Origin of the sequence: Burkholderia pseudomultivorans (genome assembly GCF_001718415.1) — a bacterium.
In the GTDB taxonomy this organism is placed as follows: Bacteria; Pseudomonadota; Gammaproteobacteria; order Burkholderiales; family Burkholderiaceae; genus Burkholderia; species Burkholderia pseudomultivorans_A.
Genome location: NZ_CP013378.1, coordinates 275,765 through 292,284, shown reverse-complemented (window position 1 = coordinate 292,284; position 16,520 = coordinate 275,765). Strand labels below are relative to the sequence as shown.

The window sequence follows — 16,520 nt, the reverse complement described above, 5'->3', positions numbered from 1 at the left end:
ACCGACTGCGTTACGCGACCCGCTCGATCGCGATCGCCGTCGCCTCTCCACCGCCGATGCACAGCGACGCGACGCCGCGCTTCAGGCCGTACGTTTCGAGCGCCGCCAGCAGCGTCACCATCACGCGCGCACCCGATGCGCCGATCGGATGGCCGAGCGCACACGCGCCGCCATGTACGTTGACCTTGTCGTGCGGCAGGTCGAGGTCGCGCATCGCGGCCATCGCGACCACCGCGAACGCTTCGTTGATCTCGAACAGGTCGACGTCGCGCAGGTTCCAGCCGGTCTTCTCCGACAGCTTGCGCAGCGCGCCGATCGGCGCGGTCGCGAACAGGCCCGGCTGGTTCGCATAGGTCGAATGCCCGACGATCACGGCCTTCGGCGCGAGGCCGAGGCGCTCGGCTTCCGAGCGGCGCATCAACACGAGCGCCGCCGCGCCGTCCGAAATCGATGACGAATTGGCCGCCGTCACCGTGCCGCCGTCGCGGAACGCCGGTTTCAGCGTCGGAATCTTGTCGAGCTTCGCCTTGCCCGGCTGCTCGTCGATCGACACGACCGTCTCGGTCTTGCCTGCCTTCACGGTGACCGGCGCGATCTCCGACACGAAGCGGCCTTCCGCGATCGCGCGTTGCGCGCGCGTCAGCGATTCGATCGCGAATGCGTCCTGCGCTTCGCGGGTGAACTGGTAGGTCTGCGCGCAGTCTTCGGCGAAGGTGCCCATCAGCCGGCCCTTGTCGTACGCGTCTTCCAGGCCGTCGAGGAACATGTGGTCGAGCACCTGCCCGTGCCCCATGCGCATGCCCGCGCGCGCCTTCGGCAGCAGGTACGGCGCGTTCGTCATGCTCTCCATCCCGCCCGCGACGGCCACGCCCGCCGAGCCTGCCAGCAGCAGGTCGTGCGCAAACATCGCGGCCTTCATCCCGGAGCCGCACATCTTGTTGACGGTGGTCGCGCCCGCCGCCAACGGCAAGCCGGCCTTCAGCGCGGCCTGGCGCGCCGGCGCCTGGCCTTGCCCGGCCGGCAGCACGCAGCCGAACACGATTTCGTCGACGCGTTCGGCCGGCACGTTCGCGCGCTCGAGTGCCGCGCGAATCGCCACGGCGCCGAGATCGCTCGCGCTGGCCGCCGCGAGATCGCCCTGGAAGCCGCCCATCGGCGTGCGCGCCGTGCCGACGATTACGATCGGATCCTGTGTCGTCATGATTCGTTTCCTCCAGTATCAGCGCGGTGCCATGCGCAACGCGCCATCGAGACGGATGACTTCGCCGTTCAGCATGGTGTTCTCGGCGATGTGGCGCACCAGCGCCGCAAACTCTTCCGGCCGCCCGAGGCGGGGCGGGAACGGCACGCTCTTGCCGAGCGCGTCCTGCACGTCCTGCGGCATGGCGGCCATCATCGGCGTCGCGAAAATGCCCGGCGCGATGGTCACGACGCGGATGCCGAAGCGCGCCAGCTCGCGCGCGATCGGCAGCGTCATGCCGACCACGCCGCTCTTCGACGCCGCGTATGCCGCCTGCCCGATCTGTCCGTCGAACGCCGCGACCGACGCGGTGTTGACGATCACGCCGCGCTCACCTTCCGCATCGGCGTCCTGCTTCGACATCGCGTCAGCGGCCAGCCGGATCATGTTGAACGTGCCGACCAGATTGATCGACACCGTGCGCGCGAAGCGCTCGAGCGCATGCGGCCCGTCGCGGCCGACGACCTTCTCGCCCGGCGCGACGCCCGCGCAGTTGACGAGCCCGTCGATGCGGCCGAACGCGTCGCGCGCGGCCGCAATCGCGGCCTGCCCGTCGGCTTCGCTCGTGACGTCGGTCTTCAGGACGCGCGCCGCCGCGCCGAGTTCCTGCGCGACGCTCGCCAGTGCATCGCCGTTGACGTCGAGCAGCATCGCCTTGCCGCCTTCGGCGACGACCATGCGCGCCACCGCGGCGCCGAGGCCGGAACCGGCGCCCGTGATCAGGAAAACGCGATCTTTGATCTTCATTGGGAGTCCGTTGTATAGGGTGTCAGGATTGAGCGGCCTTCTCGGCTTCCATCTTGCGCAACACGAAGCGCTGGATCTTGCCGCTCGGGGTTTTCGGCAGCGCGTCGACGAAGTCGATCGCGCGCGGATACGCGTGCGCCGACAGGCGCCGCTTCACATGCTGGCTCAATTCTTCGGCGAGCGCCGACGTGCCTTCGTAACCGTTGGACAGCACGACGAACGCCTTGACGATCTCCGTGCGCTCGGGATCGGGCACGCCGACCACGGCAGCCTCGCTGACGGCCGGATGCTCGATCAGCGCGCTTTCGACGTCGAACGGGCCGATCCGGTAGCCGGACGACGTGATCACGTCGTCCGCGCGCCCGATGAAGCTGACCGTGCCGTCCGGTTCGAGCTCGACGTTGTCGCCGGTCCGGTAGTAGCCGCCCGCGATCGCCGGCGTGTCCTGGCGCCAGTAGCCGCCGAACCACAGCAGCGGCGAGCGCGCGATGTCGATCGCGAGTATGCCCGGCTCGCCGGGCCCGAGTTCGCGGCCCGCTTCGTCGAGTACCGCGACGCGATAGCCGGGCATCGCGAAGCCGGCCGAACCGGGATGCACGACGTGCGCGAGCCCGTGATGGTTGTTCACGACCATTCCGAGTTCGGTCTGGCCGTAGTGATCGTGGATCGGCGCGCCGAGCGCCGCGTCGAACCAGCGCACCACTTCGGGGTTCAGCGGTTCGCCCGCGCTGCTGACCACCCGCAGCTTGCCCTTGATGCGCGCCGCGGCGTCCGAGCCGGCGGCCATCAGCATCCGGTAGGCGGTCGGCGAGCCGGCGAGGCTCGTGATGCCGAGCCGCTCGATCACGTCGTATGTGCTGTCGACGGTGAAGCCGCCCTCGTAGAGCGTAGTCGCATGGCCGAGCAGCAGCGGGCCCGTGATCGCGTAATAGAGGCCGTACGCCCAGCCCGGATCTGCGATGTTCCAGAAGCGGTCTTCCGCGCGCAGGTCGATCGCGTCGCGCATGTATGCGCGGAACGCGAGCAGCGCGTGCAGCGGCACGGGCACGCCCTTCGGCAAGCCGGTCGTGCCCGACGTCGACATCATCATGAACAGATCCGTGCCCTTGCGCGGCACCGGTTCGAAGGTGTCGGGCTGTGCGTCGAGCGCCGCGCGGAAATCGAGGTCGGATGCCGGCAGCGATTCGCCGGGCTCGCGCACCGTCGCCACCTGCGGGCAACCGGCGACTTCGTCGAGCTTCGCGCGGTTCGCGACATTGGTCACGACCACGCGCGCGTCGCTCATCCGCAGCCGGTGCTCGATCGCCTTCGGGCCGAATGCGGTGAACAGCGGCTGATAGACGGCGCCCGCGCGCCAGGTGCCGAGGATCGTCGCGACGAGTTCGGGCGTGCGCGGCAACAGGCCGGCCACCACGTCGCCGGGCTTCACGCCCTGCGCGACCAGCAGGTTGGCGACCCGTGCGGCCAGGGCCTGCATCTGCGCGAACGTGAAGCGGCGATGCCGACCGCCCGCGTCGATCCAGTCGAGCGCGACCGCGTCCGCCGCAGCGTGCCGGTCGCAGCACTCGACGCATGCGTTCAGGCCGCGCTCCAGGTCGCCCTGCAGCGCCTGCGCGGCCGTCTCGATTCGGAACCGGGCCACGGCGTCGGCATAAGCCGGCACCGCCCGGGCGGTTGCTCCATCAGGCATGCGTGTCTCCTGTTCGTTATGACCGCCGGCGAGCCGGGGATACATTGATGGTAGACACCCGTCACATTGCAATCAATGACAAACCGAATCTAGAATCGTGATCGGATTTGCCATGTCGGGAGGGTCGAAGAAAAATGGGGCCGCAGACGATAGCGCCGGATTTCGTCGAGGATGCGCTCGCCTGCCTGCGCCGGCAACGCCTCCCGACCGAACCCGTGTTGCGGGCCGCGGGCCTGCCCACCGTCGTGCGCGAGCCTGTCACGCCGCAGCAGTACGGGCGGCTGTGGCTCGCGATTGCCGCCACGCTCGACGACGAATTCTTCGGGCTCGCCGCCCGCCCGATGCGGCGCGGCAGTTTCACGCTGCTGTGCCATGCGGTGCTGCACGCGGGCACGCTGGAGAAGGCGCTGCGGCGCGCGCTGACATTCCTGCGCGTGGTGCTCGACGAGCCGCACGGCGAACTCGTGGTCGCCGACGGTCAGGCGCAGATCATCCTGGCGCAGCCGTCCACGCCGTATCCGGCCTTCGCGTACCGGACCTTCTGGCTGATCCTGCTCGGCGTCGCGTGCTGGCTGATCGGCCGGCGCATTCCGCTGCAGCGCATCGATTTCGCATGCCCGAGCCCCGACCAGCGCGGCGATTACCACCAGTTCTTCGGGGTACCGGTGCATTTCGACCGGCCCGACAGCCGGCTCGCATTCAACGCCGCATATCTCGCGCTGCCGACGATCCGTTCGGAGCAGGCGCTGAAGACGTTCCTGCGCGGCGCACCCGGCAACCTGCTGGTGCGCTACCGGCACGATACCGGCTGGGTCGCGAGAACGCGCGCGCATCTGAAGGCGCTGCCGGCGGCCGAGTGGCCGGACTTCGATACGCTCGCCGTTCGCCTCGGCACGACGCCGCCAACGCTGCGGCGGCGCTTGCGCAGCGAAGGCCAGAGCTTCGCGTCGATCAAGGACGAGATGCGCGGCGTGCTGGCGCAGTCGCTGCTGCGCGAGCACACGCTCAGCGTTTCGGAAATCGCGGCCGAGCTCGGCTTCACCGAGCCGAGTGCGTTTCATCGCGCGTTCCGCAAATGGACCGGCACGAGCCCCGGCGCGTTTCGTCGCGACATGCAGACGACCCAGGACGAATCCTGAGCGACGGGCAGCGCGCAGCTGCCCTCCCCGCCGTCAGCGGGACACCCCGGCGACGCCGTGCAGCGGCCGCGAAAACAGCTTGCAGCCGACGTAGTAGACGACCGATGTCAGCGACAGCCCGACGATCCACGAGATGTCCGCCCCGCCGAGCCGGGCCGCCAGTTCTCCCGTATAGAGATCGGTCGCCATGAACGGCGCCTGCGCGACGATGCCGATGAAATACGAGCCGACGGCGATCGTGTTGAAGCGCCCGTAGATGCCGCCGTCCTGCCGGAAGAACGAATCGACGTCGTACTCGCCGTGGCAGACGAGGTAATAGTCGACGAGGTTGATCGCGGTCCACGGCACGAGCACGTACAGCAGCAGCAGGATGAAGTTCGTGTAGCCGGCCAGGAAGTTGTCCTGCCCGAACAGCGCAATCGCGAGCGCAACGGCGCACAGGACGATCGCTGTGATCGCGCGCGAGCGGGCCTTGCCCGACCATGACGGAAAAAGCGTCTGCAGCACGGTGATGCTCGACAGCGCACCGCAGTACAGCTCCATTGCATTGCTGGCCGCGATACCGAACGACAGCACGACGATCACGAGCACGCTGATCCCCTGCGTGAGGCCCGTGAGGCCGCTGACCACGTTGCCGTCGGGCGTGGCAAGGCCGACGAGGCAGCCGAGCAGCATCGGGAAGAACGAGCCGAGCACGCAGCCCCAGTAGCTCGACCAGAACGCGGTGCGCGGCCCCGTATCGGGCGGCAGGTAGCGCGAATAGTCGGACACGTACGGCGCATATGCGATCTGCCAGAGCGCGGCGACCGACATCGCGCCGAGAAAGCCGGACAGGTTCAGTGCGTGCTTCGAGAACGTATCGCCCGGCAGGCCGTGCACGAAGATGATCCACACGAAGGCCAGCACGAGCACCGTGCCCGAACACCAGCTCAGCAGCCGCGCATACGCGTGGATCAGCTTGTATCCGTAGATCGATCCGAGCAGGCTGATCAGGCCGATCGCAACGACGCCCGCGTCGAGCGGGATGTCGGCGCTGAGGCTATGCAGCGCCTGCCCGCCGAACACGCAGTTCGACGCGAAGAAGCCGACGTACATGACGACGACCAGCCCGACCACGAGCAACGCGCCGAACGAGCCGAACTGCCCGCGGGTCTGGATCATCTGCGGCACGCCGAGCTGCGGCCCTTGTGCGGAGTGCAGCGCCATGAAGACCGCGCCGATCAGGCTGCCGACGAGGATCGCAAGGGCCGCCCACCAGAACGGCTGCCTGAACACCGTCGTCGCCAGCGATCCCGTGACGATCGTCAGCATCATGATGTTCGAGCCGAACCAGATCGTGAAGAGATCCTTCGCGCTGCCGTGCCGCTCAGTCAGCGGGATCGGCTGGATGGTGCTTTCTTCGAGATGAGCGATGGACTCGCGTTGACTCATTGCGTCTCCTGATTTCTGTTTAGATATGTATTCCTGATTAAATTTGTGACATCGGCACAGGTGCGATTGCCGTGGCGGGATCACGACACGTTCGGCACGCGGCCCGGGCATCGGACCATCGCTCCGGACGAGCGGTCCGGAGCGATGCCTGCCGCCACGCAGGCCCGTCAGCAGGCGATGCCGAGCACCTCGCGCGCGGTCGCGTCCACGGCCTTGCGCATCGTGCCGACCAGTTCGTCGATCTGCGCATGATCGATCACGAGCGGCGGCGCAACGATCAGGCGACCGTTCGTCGAGCGCACGATCGCGCCGAGTTCGAACCCGACGGTCCGGCTGTGCCAGGTCAGGTCGGCCTCGTTTGCAAAGCGCTCGCGCGTCGCTTTGTCCTTCGCGAACTGGATCGCACCGACCATGCCCGCGCCCTGAATCTCGCCGACCAGCGGATGGCCGTCGAACGCATCGCGCAGCGCCTTCTGCAGATACGGGCCCGTATCGGTCCGGGTCCGCTCGACGAGACCTTCGCGTTCGAGTACGTCGAGGTTCGCCAGTGCGACGGCGGCCGCGACCGGATGCCCCGAGTAGGTCAGCCCGTGCGCATAGACGCCGCCCTGGTCGACCAGCGCCTCGCCGACGCGCCGGCTCATGATCAGCCCACCCATCGGCACATAGCCCGACGTCAGTCCCTTCGCCATGCAGATCAGGTCGGGCTCGAAACCGAAATGCCGGTGCGCGAACCATTCGCCGGTACGGCCGAAGCCGCCGATCACTTCGTCCGCGCACAGCAGCACGTCGTACTGACGGCAGATGCGCTCGATCTCCTGCCAGTAGCCGTCCGGCGGGAAGATCATCCCGCCCGCGCCCTGGAACGGCTCGGCGACGAATGCGGCCACGCGGTCGGCGCCGAGTTCGAGGATCTTGCGTTCGAGCGACAGCGCGGCCTGCCTGCCGAAGGCCTCGGGGCTCAGGTCGCCGCCGTTCGCGTACCAGTACGGCTCGTCGACGTGCGCGACGTTCGGAATCGGCAGGTCGCCCATTTCATGCATGAACGTCATGCCGCCGAGCGATGCGCTGCCGACCGTCGACCCGTGATAGCCGTTCACGCGGCCGATCAGCACCTTCTTCTGCGGCTTGCCCATCACGTCCCAGAAGCGCCGCACGGTGCGGATCAGCACCTCGTTCGATTCGGATCCCGAATTGGTATAGACGACGTGGCTGAAGCGATTGCCCAGCAGCGCGAACAGTCGCTCCGACAGCTCGATCACCGACGGATGCGTCGTATGAAAGAACATGTTGTAGTAAGACAGTTCCTTCATCTGCCGCGCGGCGGCGTCGATCAGTTCCGGGCGCCCGTAGCCGACGTTGGTGCACCACAGCCCCGACATGCCGTCGAGATAGCGGTTGCCGTCGTTGTCCCACAGATAGACGCCTTCGCCGCGCACCATCACGCGCGCGCCTTCCTCGTTCAGCGCCTTCTGGTCGACGAACGCATGAAGATGATGCGCAGCGTCGCTGCGTTGGTAGTCCTGTGTCGTGCGGTGCGGAAAGTTGGGCGCATTCATGTGCGAGTCTCCGGTACGTTTTTTCAGGTAGAAAGAGGTGCGCTGCCCGGCACTGCGGTCTGCCGTCGCCGGACGACGCGGCACAGCATGTCGCATCGGATCAGTAGCTGATCCAGGTCGTCTTGAGCCCCGTGTACTTGTCGATCGCGTGCAACGACAGGTCGCGGCCGAACCCGGACTGGCGGAAGCCGCCGAACGGCGTCTGCGCGCTCAGCGCATCGACCGTATTGACGGACACCGTGCCGGCGCGCAGGCGGCCCGACACGCGATGTGCGCGCGACAGGCTGCCGGTCCACACCGATGCGGCCAGACCATAAATCGAATCGTTGGCCAGCCGCACGGCCTCGTCCTCGGTATCGAACGACATCACCGACAGCACGGGGCCGAAGATTTCCTCGCGTGCGATCGGGTGGTCGGGTTGCACGTCGATGAAGATGGTCGGCTCGATGAAGTAGCCTTTGCCGTCGATGCGCGGTGCGCCGCCGCCGACCGCGAGCGTCGCGCCCGCCCGGCCGCGTTCGATCCAGTCCCGCACGCGGCGATGCTGATGCTCGTCGACGATCGCCCCCATGCCGCTCCCGGGGTCGAGCGGATCGCCCGGCATGAAAGCGCCCGCATGAGCGATCAGCCGGTCGACGAACGCGTCGTGGATCGAGCGTTGCACCAGCAGCCGCGAATTCGCCGAGCACACCTCGCCCTGGTTGAAGAAGATCCCGAAGCAGGCCTTGCGCGCCGCGAGGTCGAGATCGTCGGTATCGTCGAAGACCAGATTCGGACTCTTGCCGCCGCACTCGAGCCATACCTGCTTCATGTTCGATTGCGCTGCGTATTCGAGAAACTTCTTGCCGACCGCCGTCGAGCCCGTGAACGCGAGGACGTCCACGTCGGGATGCAGGCCGAGCGCGCGCCCTGCCGTCTCGCCGTAGCCGGGCACGACGTTCAGCACGCCGGGCGGCAGGCCCGCTTCGAGCGCCAGTTCCGCGAGACGCAGCGCGGACAGCGGCGATTGCTCGGCGGGTTTCAGCACGACGCTGTTACCGGCCGCGAGCGCCGGCGCGACTTTCCACGCGACCATGTCGAGCGGGAAATTCCACGGCACGACGGCACCGACGACGCCGAGCGGCTCGCGCGTGACGATCGCGAGATTGCCCGGATCGGTGGACGCCACTTCTCCGTTCAGCTTGTCCACCGCCTCGCCGTACCATGCGAACAAACCGCCTGCGGCCGGCACGTCGATGCTGAACGCGTCCGCGACGCGCTTGCCCATGTTGAGCGAATCGAGCAGTGCGAGCTCTGCGCCATGCGATGCGATGAGTTCACCGAGCCGGCAAAGCACGCGCTTGCGTTCGGCCGGCGCGCAGCGCGACCAGACGCCCGACTCGAATGCGCGGCGGGCGGCGCGCACAGCGGCGTCAACATCCGCCGCGTCGCACGACGCGACTTCCGCGATGACGGCCTCGGTGGCCGGATTGATCGCGGCAAAGGTCTGGCCGCTACGGGCCGGCACGTTGCGTCCATCGATATGTGCGAGCGTTCCGGGAGTCACCTGCGCCGCGAGTCGTCTCCAGTCCGCGTGCTGATAGGTTTCTGCTGAAGTTGGGTTCATTCGACACTCCGTTGTGGCGACCAGGCGCTTCTACGTTGTTGTCCGCCTGAAATCGACCCGACGAAAATGCGCCGGCGGACACGATCGAGGTTCGTGACCGCCGTGAATCGCTGCAGTCGTCCGGTTGTCCAACTGTCGGTCATCAAAAGGGGATTTGAAAGAACAGTTTTTCTTCTCATTGAAGAGGTTATTTCTATACATCCGGCCAACATGCAGTGGGTTTTCCTGTCGGCATGCGCCAGGCGTGCCGTTCGCACGTGTATGCGGATGTGCGCGCTGTCACGCACCGCGCAGCGATGCGGCGTGCACGCGATGTTGCGCCCCGCTCCGGCCGACCACATACTGGTCGATCCGTACGACGGATGAACGAGGTCGCTTCGATGGTGAATGTCGATCCGTGTGCCGCTTCGCTCTTTGGCATTGCCGGATCCGCCGTGTCCCTGCTGGCGGCGATTCCGTACGGGCTCGCGATCTACCGGCGCACCGTTCGCCCGCATCTGTTCACGTGGCTCGTCTGGTCGGTGGTCACGGTCATTGCCGCTGCCGACCAGTTCGTGGCGGGCGCCGGGCCGTCGGCGTGGTGCACGGCGGCGATCGCCGTCACCTGTGTGCTGACCTTCGTAGCCAGCATTTTTCGCGGCGAACGCGGCTGGACCCGCACCGACTGGTTGTTCCTCTGCTGCGCGCTGTCGGCCATTCCGCTCTGGATGCTCACCGCCGAGCCGACGCTGTCGATCTGCGTCGTCACGCTGATCGAACTCGCAGGCCTCGGCCCGACCGTTCACAAGACGATCCGCGATCCGTGGAGCGAAAGTCTCGGCTACTTCGCGCTCTGCATCGTCAAATACGCGCTGGCGTTGCTGGCACTGCGGAGCTGGAGTGTCGCGGTCGCGTTTTACCCGATCGTCAATGTCCTGGCGTCGATCGGCATCTGCGTGGTGATGGTCGCGGGACGACATCGACTGCGGTCGAAAACGAAAGTCGGCCGCGGCTCATGAGCGATACGACGAACGGGAGACGAAATGCGCACACCATTTACCGTACGTGCCGCCCGCGCCTCGGATGCGGGGCAGTTGACGACGCTGGCTCGCCTGTCGAAGGCGCACTGGGGGTATCCGCGCGAATGGCTCGACTTGTGGGAAGCCGATCTCACGATCACACCGGAGACGATCGACGACTCGATCGGCTACGTCGCCGAATACGAAGGCCGGATCGTCGGCTTTTGGATCAGGGCAGCGATGGATTGCGATCGACCGACACCCGGATGGTTGTTCGTTCACCCGGATCATATGGGCCAGGGTATTGGCCGCGCGCTGTGGGCAGCGGTTCGGCAAGAAGCTGCGGCGCGGGGGATTGCCAGTTTCGTGATCGAAGCCGATCCCCATGCGGCAGCGTTCTATCTGTCGCTCGGTGCGCAGAGGATCGGGGAGAAGGAATCGGCCGTTATCCCGGGCAGGTTTTTTCCGATCTTGCGGATCATGGTTTGAACGGTGAACCAACGCGAGAATGAAAAACCAGGAAAGGGACGGTCGTGCCGAATCGCCGGATCTTTTCGCCTTTTCCGCGCCACAAATGCAAAAACCCCCGCCTTGTCGGGCGGGGGTTTCTGGCTTAGGGAGCCTGACGATTACCTACTTTCACACGGGAATCCGCACTATCATCGGCGTGGAGTCGTTTCACGGTCCTGTTCGGGATGGGAAGGGGTGGGACCGACTCGCTATGGTCATCAGGCAAAGAGGGTTGTTGCGTTGCTTCGCAGCGCAACCAATCTTGGAAGAAGCAGTAATTTGGTTGGGTTGTGAGGTTGTATCTCACACATACGCGGTACTTCAACCGCAGTACGTCGAGTGCCTCGCACTCGACGCTCGATATCCGTAAGCGCTGAAGCGCTAACGGCTATCGAGACAGACTTGTTATAGGATCAAGCCTTACGGGCAATTAGTATCGGTTAGCTGAACGCATTACTGCGCTTACACACCCGACCTATCAACGTCCTGGTCTCGAACGACCCTTCAAGGAGGTCAAGCCTCCAGGGATATCTCATCTTAAGGCGAGTTTCCCGCTTAGATGCTTTCAGCGGTTATCTCTTCCGAACATAGCTACCCGGCGATGCGACTGGCGTCACAACCGGTACACCAGAGGTTCGTCCACTCCGGTCCTCTCGTACTAGGAGCAGCCCCCTTCAAATATCCAACGCCCACGGCAGATAGGGACCAAACTGTCTCACGACGTTTTAAACCCAGCTCACGTACCTCTTTAAATGGCGAACAGCCATACCCTTGGGACCGGCTACAGCCCCAGGATGAGATGAGCCGACATCGAGGTGCCAAACACCGCCGTCGATATGAACTCTTGGGCGGTATCAGCCTGTTATCCCCAGAGTACCTTTTATCCGTTGAGCGATGGCCCTTCCATACAGAACCACCGGATCACTATGACCTGCTTTCGCACCTGCTCGACTTGTCGGTCTCGCAGTTAAGCACGCTTATGCCATTGCACTATCAGCACGATTTCCGACCGTACCTAGCGTACCTTCGTACTCCTCCGTTACCCTTTGGGAGGAGACCGCCCCAGTCAAACTGCCTACCATGCACTGTCCCCGATCCGGATCACGGACCAAGGTTAGAACCTCAAACAAACCAGGGTGGTATTTCAAGGACGGCTCCACCGAAACTAGCGTTCCGGTTTCATAGCCTCCCACCTATCCTACACAGATCGGTTCAAAGTCCAATGCAAAGCTACAGTAAAGGTTCATGGGGTCTTTCCGTCTAGCCGCGGGTAGATTGCATCATCACAAACACTTCAACTTCGCTGAGTCTCGGGAGGAGACAGTGTGGCCATCGTTACGCCATTCGTGCAGGTCGGAACTTACCCGACAAGGAATTTCGCTACCTTAGGACCGTTATAGTTACGGCCGCCGTTTACCGGGACTTCAATCAAGAGCTTGCACCCCATCATTTAATCTTCCGGCACCGGGCAGGCGTCACACCCTATACGTCCACTTTCGTGTTTGCAGAGTGCTGTGTTTTTATTAAACAGTCGCAGCCACCAGTTTATTGCAACCCCTTCACCCTCCTGGCGCAGGCCAGTCAAGCTACAAGGGCGTACCTTATCCCGAAGTTACGGTACCAATTTGCCGAGTTCCTTCTCCCGAGTTCTCTCAAGCGCCTTAGAATACTCATCTCGCCCACCTGTGTCGGTTTGCGGTACGGTCATCGTTAGACTGAAGCTTAGAGGCTTTTCTTGGAACCACTTCCAATTGCTTCGCTCCCGAAGGAGCTCGCGCCACACCCTTGAATTCCGCGCCCGGATTTGCCTAAGCGCCTTCTCCAATGCAGCGACCGGGACTTCCAACACCCGGACAACCTTCCGCGATCCGTCCCCCCATCGCATCTAACGACGGTGCAGGAATATTGACCTGCTTCCCATCAGCTACGCATTTCTGCCTCGCCTTAGGGGCCGACTCACCCTACGCCGATGAACGTTGCGTAGGAAACCTTGGGCTTACGGCGAGGGGGCCTTTCACCCCCTTTATCGCTACTCATGTCAGCATTCGCACTTCCGATACCTCCAGCACCCTTTACAAGGCACCTTCGCAGGCTTACGGAACGCTCTCCTACCATGCGAGCAAGCTCGCATCCGCAGCTTCGGTATATGGCTTAGCCCCGTTACATCTTCCGCGCAGGACGACTCGATCAGTGAGCTATTACGCTTTCTTTAAAGGGTGGCTGCTTCTAAGCCAACCTCCTGACTGTTTTAGCCTTCCCACTTCGTTTCCCACTTAGCCATATTTGGGGACCTTAGCTGGCGGTCTGGGTTGTTTCCCTCTTGACACCGGACGTTAGCACCCGATGTCTGTCTCCCGTGATTTCCAGGTTTGTTTAGCCTTTCACCCCTATCCACAGCTCATCCCCTAACTTTTCAACGTTAGTGGGTTCGGACCTCCAGTACGTGTTACCGCACCTTCATCCTGGCCATGGATAGATCACCTGGTTTCGGGTCTACGCCCAGCAACTGAACGCCCTATTCGGACTCGCTTTCGCTACGCCTGCCCTATACGGTTAAGCTTGCTACTGAACGTAAGTCGCTGACCCATTATACAAAAGGTACGCCGTCACCCCTGCAGAGGCTCCGACTGTTTGTATGCATGCGGTTTCAGGATCTATTTCACTCCCCTCCCGGGGTTCTTTTCGCCTTTCCCTCACGGTACTGGTTCACTATCGGTCGATCACGAGTATTTAGCCTTGGAGGATGGTCCCCCCATCTTCAGACAGGATTTCACGTGTCCCGCCCTACTTGTCGTACACCTAGTTCTTTCATACTGTTTTCGCCTACAGGGCTATCACCTGCTATGGCCGCACTTTCCAGAGCGTTCGGCTAACAATACAAATAAAGAGTACAAGGCTCATCCCATTTCGCTCGCCACTACTTTGGGAATCTCGGTTGATTTCTTTTCCTGCGGTTACTTAGATGTTTCAGTTCACCGCGTTCGCTTCGCATGGCCTATGTATTCAGCCATGGATACTCCATAAGGAGTGGGTTTCCCCATTCGGACATCCCCGGATCAAAGCTTGTTTGCCAGCTCCCCGGGGCTTTTCGCAGGCTACCGCGTCCTTCATCGCCTGTGATCGCCAAGGCATCCACCACATGCACTTGTTCGCTTGACCCTATAACGAGTCTGTCTCGTTACAGGTTGAGTTCTCGCGTTGTGCCGTATTCCAATTGAGTCGAACATGAAGTTCGAATCATCTTGAGATACATCGATACAATCACAACCCGGATAGTTTCCACGTCCATCTCAAAGACGCTTCCGCTATCCAAATTACTTACTTCTTCCAGATTGTTAAAGAACGACAGCCGATACAGTTGCCTGCATCACTCTGACTGGCTCAATCGCCAATGGCAAATGCTCGTCTCACACGTCACTTACGTGTGAGCCAAACGCTTCCCATTGAAGATTGGTGGAGGCAGACGGGATCGAACCGACGACCCCCTGCTTGCAAAGCAGGTGCTCTCCCAGCTGAGCTATGCCCCCATACAGAGACGCCCCAGGTTTCTTCACGCCAGACAACTTGGTGGGTCTGGTTGGATTCGAACCAACGACCCCCGCCTTATCAAGACGGTGCTCTAACCGACTGAGCTACAGACCCCTGAGTCTGTCTTGATTTACAGCCGATAAGCGTGAGCGCTCAACCTGGCGAGCTAGCTCTGGAAAGGAGGTGATCCAGCCGCACCTTCCGATACGGCTACCTTGTTACGACTTCACCCCAGTCATGAATCCTACCGTGGTGACCGTCCTCCTTGCGGTTAGACTAGCCACTTCTGGTAAAACCCACTCCCATGGTGTGACGGGCGGTGTGTACAAGACCCGGGAACGTATTCACCGCGGCATGCTGATCCGCGATTACTAGCGATTCCAGCTTCATGCACTCGAGTTGCAGAGTGCAATCCGGACTACGATCGGTTTTCTGGGATTAGCTCCCCCTCGCGGGTTGGCAACCCTCTGTTCCGACCATTGTATGACGTGTGAAGCCCTACCCATAAGGGCCATGAGGACTTGACGTCATCCCCACCTTCCTCCGGTTTGTCACCGGCAGTCTCCTTAGAGTGCTCTTGCGTAGCAACTAAGGACAAGGGTTGCGCTCGTTGCGGGACTTAACCCAACATCTCACGACACGAGCTGACGACAGCCATGCAGCACCTGTGCGCCGGTTCTCTTTCGAGCACTCCCGAATCTCTTCAGGATTCCGACCATGTCAAGGGTAGGTAAGGTTTTTCGCGTTGCATCGAATTAATCCACATCATCCACCGCTTGTGCGGGTCCCCGTCAATTCCTTTGAGTTTTAATCTTGCGACCGTACTCCCCAGGCGGTCAACTTCACGCGTTAGCTACGTTACTAAGGAAATGAATCCCCAACAACTAGTTGACATCGTTTAGGGCGTGGACTACCAGGGTATCTAATCCTGTTTGCTCCCCACGCTTTCGTGCATGAGCGTCAGTATTGGCCCAGGGGGCTGCCTTCGCCATCGGTATTCCTCCACATCTCTACGCATTTCACTGCTACACGTGGAATTCTACCCCCCTCTGCCATACTCTAGCCTGCCAGTCACAAATGCAGTTCCCAGGTTGAGCCCGGGGATTTCACATCTGTCTTAACAGACCGCCTGCGCACGCTTTACGCCCAGTAATTCCGATTAACGCTTGCACCCTACGTATTACCGCGGCTGCTGGCACGTAGTTAGCCGGTGCTTATTCTTCCGGTACCGTCATCCCCCGACTGTATTAGAGCCAAGGATTTCTTTCCGGACAAAAGTGCTTTACAACCCGAAGGCCTTCTTCACACACGCGGCATTGCTGGATCAGGCTTTCGCCCATTGTCCAAAATTCCCCACTGCTGCCTCCCGTAGGAGTCTGGGCCGTGTCTCAGTCCCAGTGTGGCTGGTCGTCCTCTCAGACCAGCTACTGATCGTCGCCTTGGTAGGCCTTTACCCCACCAACTAGCTAATCAGCCATCGGCCAACCCTATAGCGCGAGGCCCGAAGGTCCCCCGCTTTCATCCGTGGATCGTATGCGGTATTAATCCGGCTTTCGCCGGGCTATCCCCCACTACAGGACATGTTCCGATGTATTACTCACCCGTTCGCCACTCGCCACCAGGTGCAAGCACCCGTGCTGCCGTTCGACTTGCATGTGTAAGGCATGCCGCCAGCGTTCAATCTGAGCCAGGATCAAACTCTTCAGTTCAAACCTGTTACTGTTTTCGGTTCTTTCGAACCGGTCGCTCACTCAAAGCTGACAGGTCAATGAATTACTTCATAAACCTGACTTACTTTAGTGTGAGACTCTTGATACTTTTGCTATCCCGATCCGAGGATCGGGTCTCGCTCACATCAAGCGCCCACACTTATCGGCTGTTAGTTTTTAAAGAGCATTCTGCGAGAGGCATCAGGCCTTCCAGCAGCGCTGCGTTTTCAGCAGCAGAGAAGCGAGATTATGAACCGTGTTTCGCAGCGCGTCAACTACTTTTTGCTACATCGTTGCGACTGCGGGGTTCTGACTGCGGGGTTCTTCTTCCTTCGTCGCCAGGGCGCCCCCACACTGCAGCAC

General features: G+C 62.3%; 9 protein-coding genes, 2 tRNA genes and 3 rRNA genes. 3 read left to right on the top strand and 11 right to left on the bottom strand.

Features of this window, described 5'->3' with window-relative positions:
• Positions 1-10 precede the first annotated feature (10 nt).
• The 3 genes from WS57_RS14280 to WS57_RS14270 are packed head-to-tail and all read right to left on the bottom strand — an operon-like array spanning position 11 to position 3,677.
• Positions 11-1,201, bottom strand: a complete 1,191-nt coding sequence (locus WS57_RS14280) for an acetyl-CoA C-acetyltransferase (protein WP_009690516.1) — start codon at positions 1,199-1,201, stop codon at positions 11-13.
• An 18-nt stretch (positions 1,202-1,219) separates the two neighbouring features.
• Complete coding sequence (locus WS57_RS14275; RefSeq protein ID WP_069244438.1) at positions 1,220-1,987, bottom strand: 3-hydroxyacyl-CoA dehydrogenase; 768 nt, start codon at positions 1,985-1,987, stop codon at positions 1,220-1,222.
• 22 nt (positions 1,988-2,009) lie between these two features.
• Positions 2,010-3,677 (bottom strand): acyl-CoA synthetase, encoded by a 1,668-nt coding sequence (locus WS57_RS14270; protein WP_069245418.1) that lies wholly within the window; start codon positions 3,675-3,677, stop codon positions 2,010-2,012.
• Positions 3,678-3,811: 134 nt separating this feature from the next.
• On the opposite strand from WS57_RS14270, the gene WS57_RS14265 reads away from it, so the two are divergent.
• Positions 3,812-4,816 (top strand): AraC family transcriptional regulator, encoded by a 1,005-nt coding sequence (locus WS57_RS14265; protein ID WP_009690512.1) that lies wholly within the window; start codon positions 3,812-3,814, stop codon positions 4,814-4,816.
• A gap of 33 nt (positions 4,817-4,849) precedes the next feature.
• Here WS57_RS14265 and WS57_RS14260 read toward each other — a convergent pair whose 3' ends face one another.
• The 3 genes from WS57_RS14260 to WS57_RS14250 all read right to left on the bottom strand — a co-directional run bounded on the left by WS57_RS14260 (position 4,850) and on the right by WS57_RS14250 (position 9,412).
• Positions 4,850-6,247 carry a purine-cytosine permease family protein gene (locus WS57_RS14260; RefSeq protein ID WP_059518079.1) on the bottom strand — a complete coding sequence of 466 codons (1,398 nt, stop codon included), beginning with the start codon at positions 6,245-6,247 and terminating at the stop codon, positions 4,850-4,852.
• A gap of 167 nt (positions 6,248-6,414) precedes the next feature.
• The gene (locus WS57_RS14255) at positions 6,415-7,806 is read right to left on the bottom strand and encodes an aspartate aminotransferase family protein (RefSeq protein WP_009690510.1); all 1,392 of its coding nucleotides are present in this window, start codon (positions 7,804-7,806) and stop codon (positions 6,415-6,417) included.
• Positions 7,807-7,906: 100 nt separating this feature from the next.
• Positions 7,907-9,412: an aldehyde dehydrogenase gene (locus tag WS57_RS14250; RefSeq protein ID WP_059518075.1), complete on the bottom strand. Its 1,506-nt coding sequence runs from the start codon at positions 9,410-9,412 to the stop codon at positions 7,907-7,909.
• A gap of 380 nt (positions 9,413-9,792) precedes the next feature.
• Here WS57_RS14250 and WS57_RS14245 point away from each other — a divergent pair, with 380 nt between their 5' ends.
• A complete protein-coding gene (locus WS57_RS14245; protein WP_069245417.1) occupies positions 9,793-10,410 on the top strand; it encodes a hypothetical protein in 618 nt (205 codons plus the stop codon).
• Positions 10,411-10,434: 24 nt separating this feature from the next.
• Positions 10,435-10,899: a GNAT family N-acetyltransferase gene (locus tag WS57_RS14240; protein WP_009690506.1), complete on the top strand. Its 465-nt coding sequence runs from the start codon at positions 10,435-10,437 to the stop codon at positions 10,897-10,899.
• 131 nt (positions 10,900-11,030) lie between these two features.
• On the opposite strand, the gene rrf is transcribed toward WS57_RS14240, so the two are convergent.
• The 5 genes from rrf to WS57_RS14210 all read right to left on the bottom strand — a co-directional run bounded on the left by rrf (position 11,031) and on the right by WS57_RS14210 (position 16,157).
• Positions 11,031-11,143: ribosomal RNA gene (gene rrf / locus WS57_RS14235) — 5S ribosomal RNA — on the bottom strand.
• Positions 11,144-11,329: 186 nt separating this feature from the next.
• A 23S ribosomal RNA gene (locus tag WS57_RS14225) occupies positions 11,330-14,079 on the bottom strand.
• 292 nt (positions 14,080-14,371) lie between these two features.
• Positions 14,372-14,447, bottom strand: a tRNA-Ala gene (locus WS57_RS14220).
• 38 nt (positions 14,448-14,485) lie between these two features.
• A tRNA-Ile gene (locus tag WS57_RS14215) sits at positions 14,486-14,562 on the bottom strand.
• Between the two features lie 62 nt (positions 14,563-14,624).
• A 16S ribosomal RNA gene (locus tag WS57_RS14210) occupies positions 14,625-16,157 on the bottom strand.
• The 16S, 23S and 5S rRNA genes sit together here with 2 tRNA genes alongside, the layout of an rRNA operon.
• Positions 16,158-16,520 lie beyond the last annotated feature (363 nt).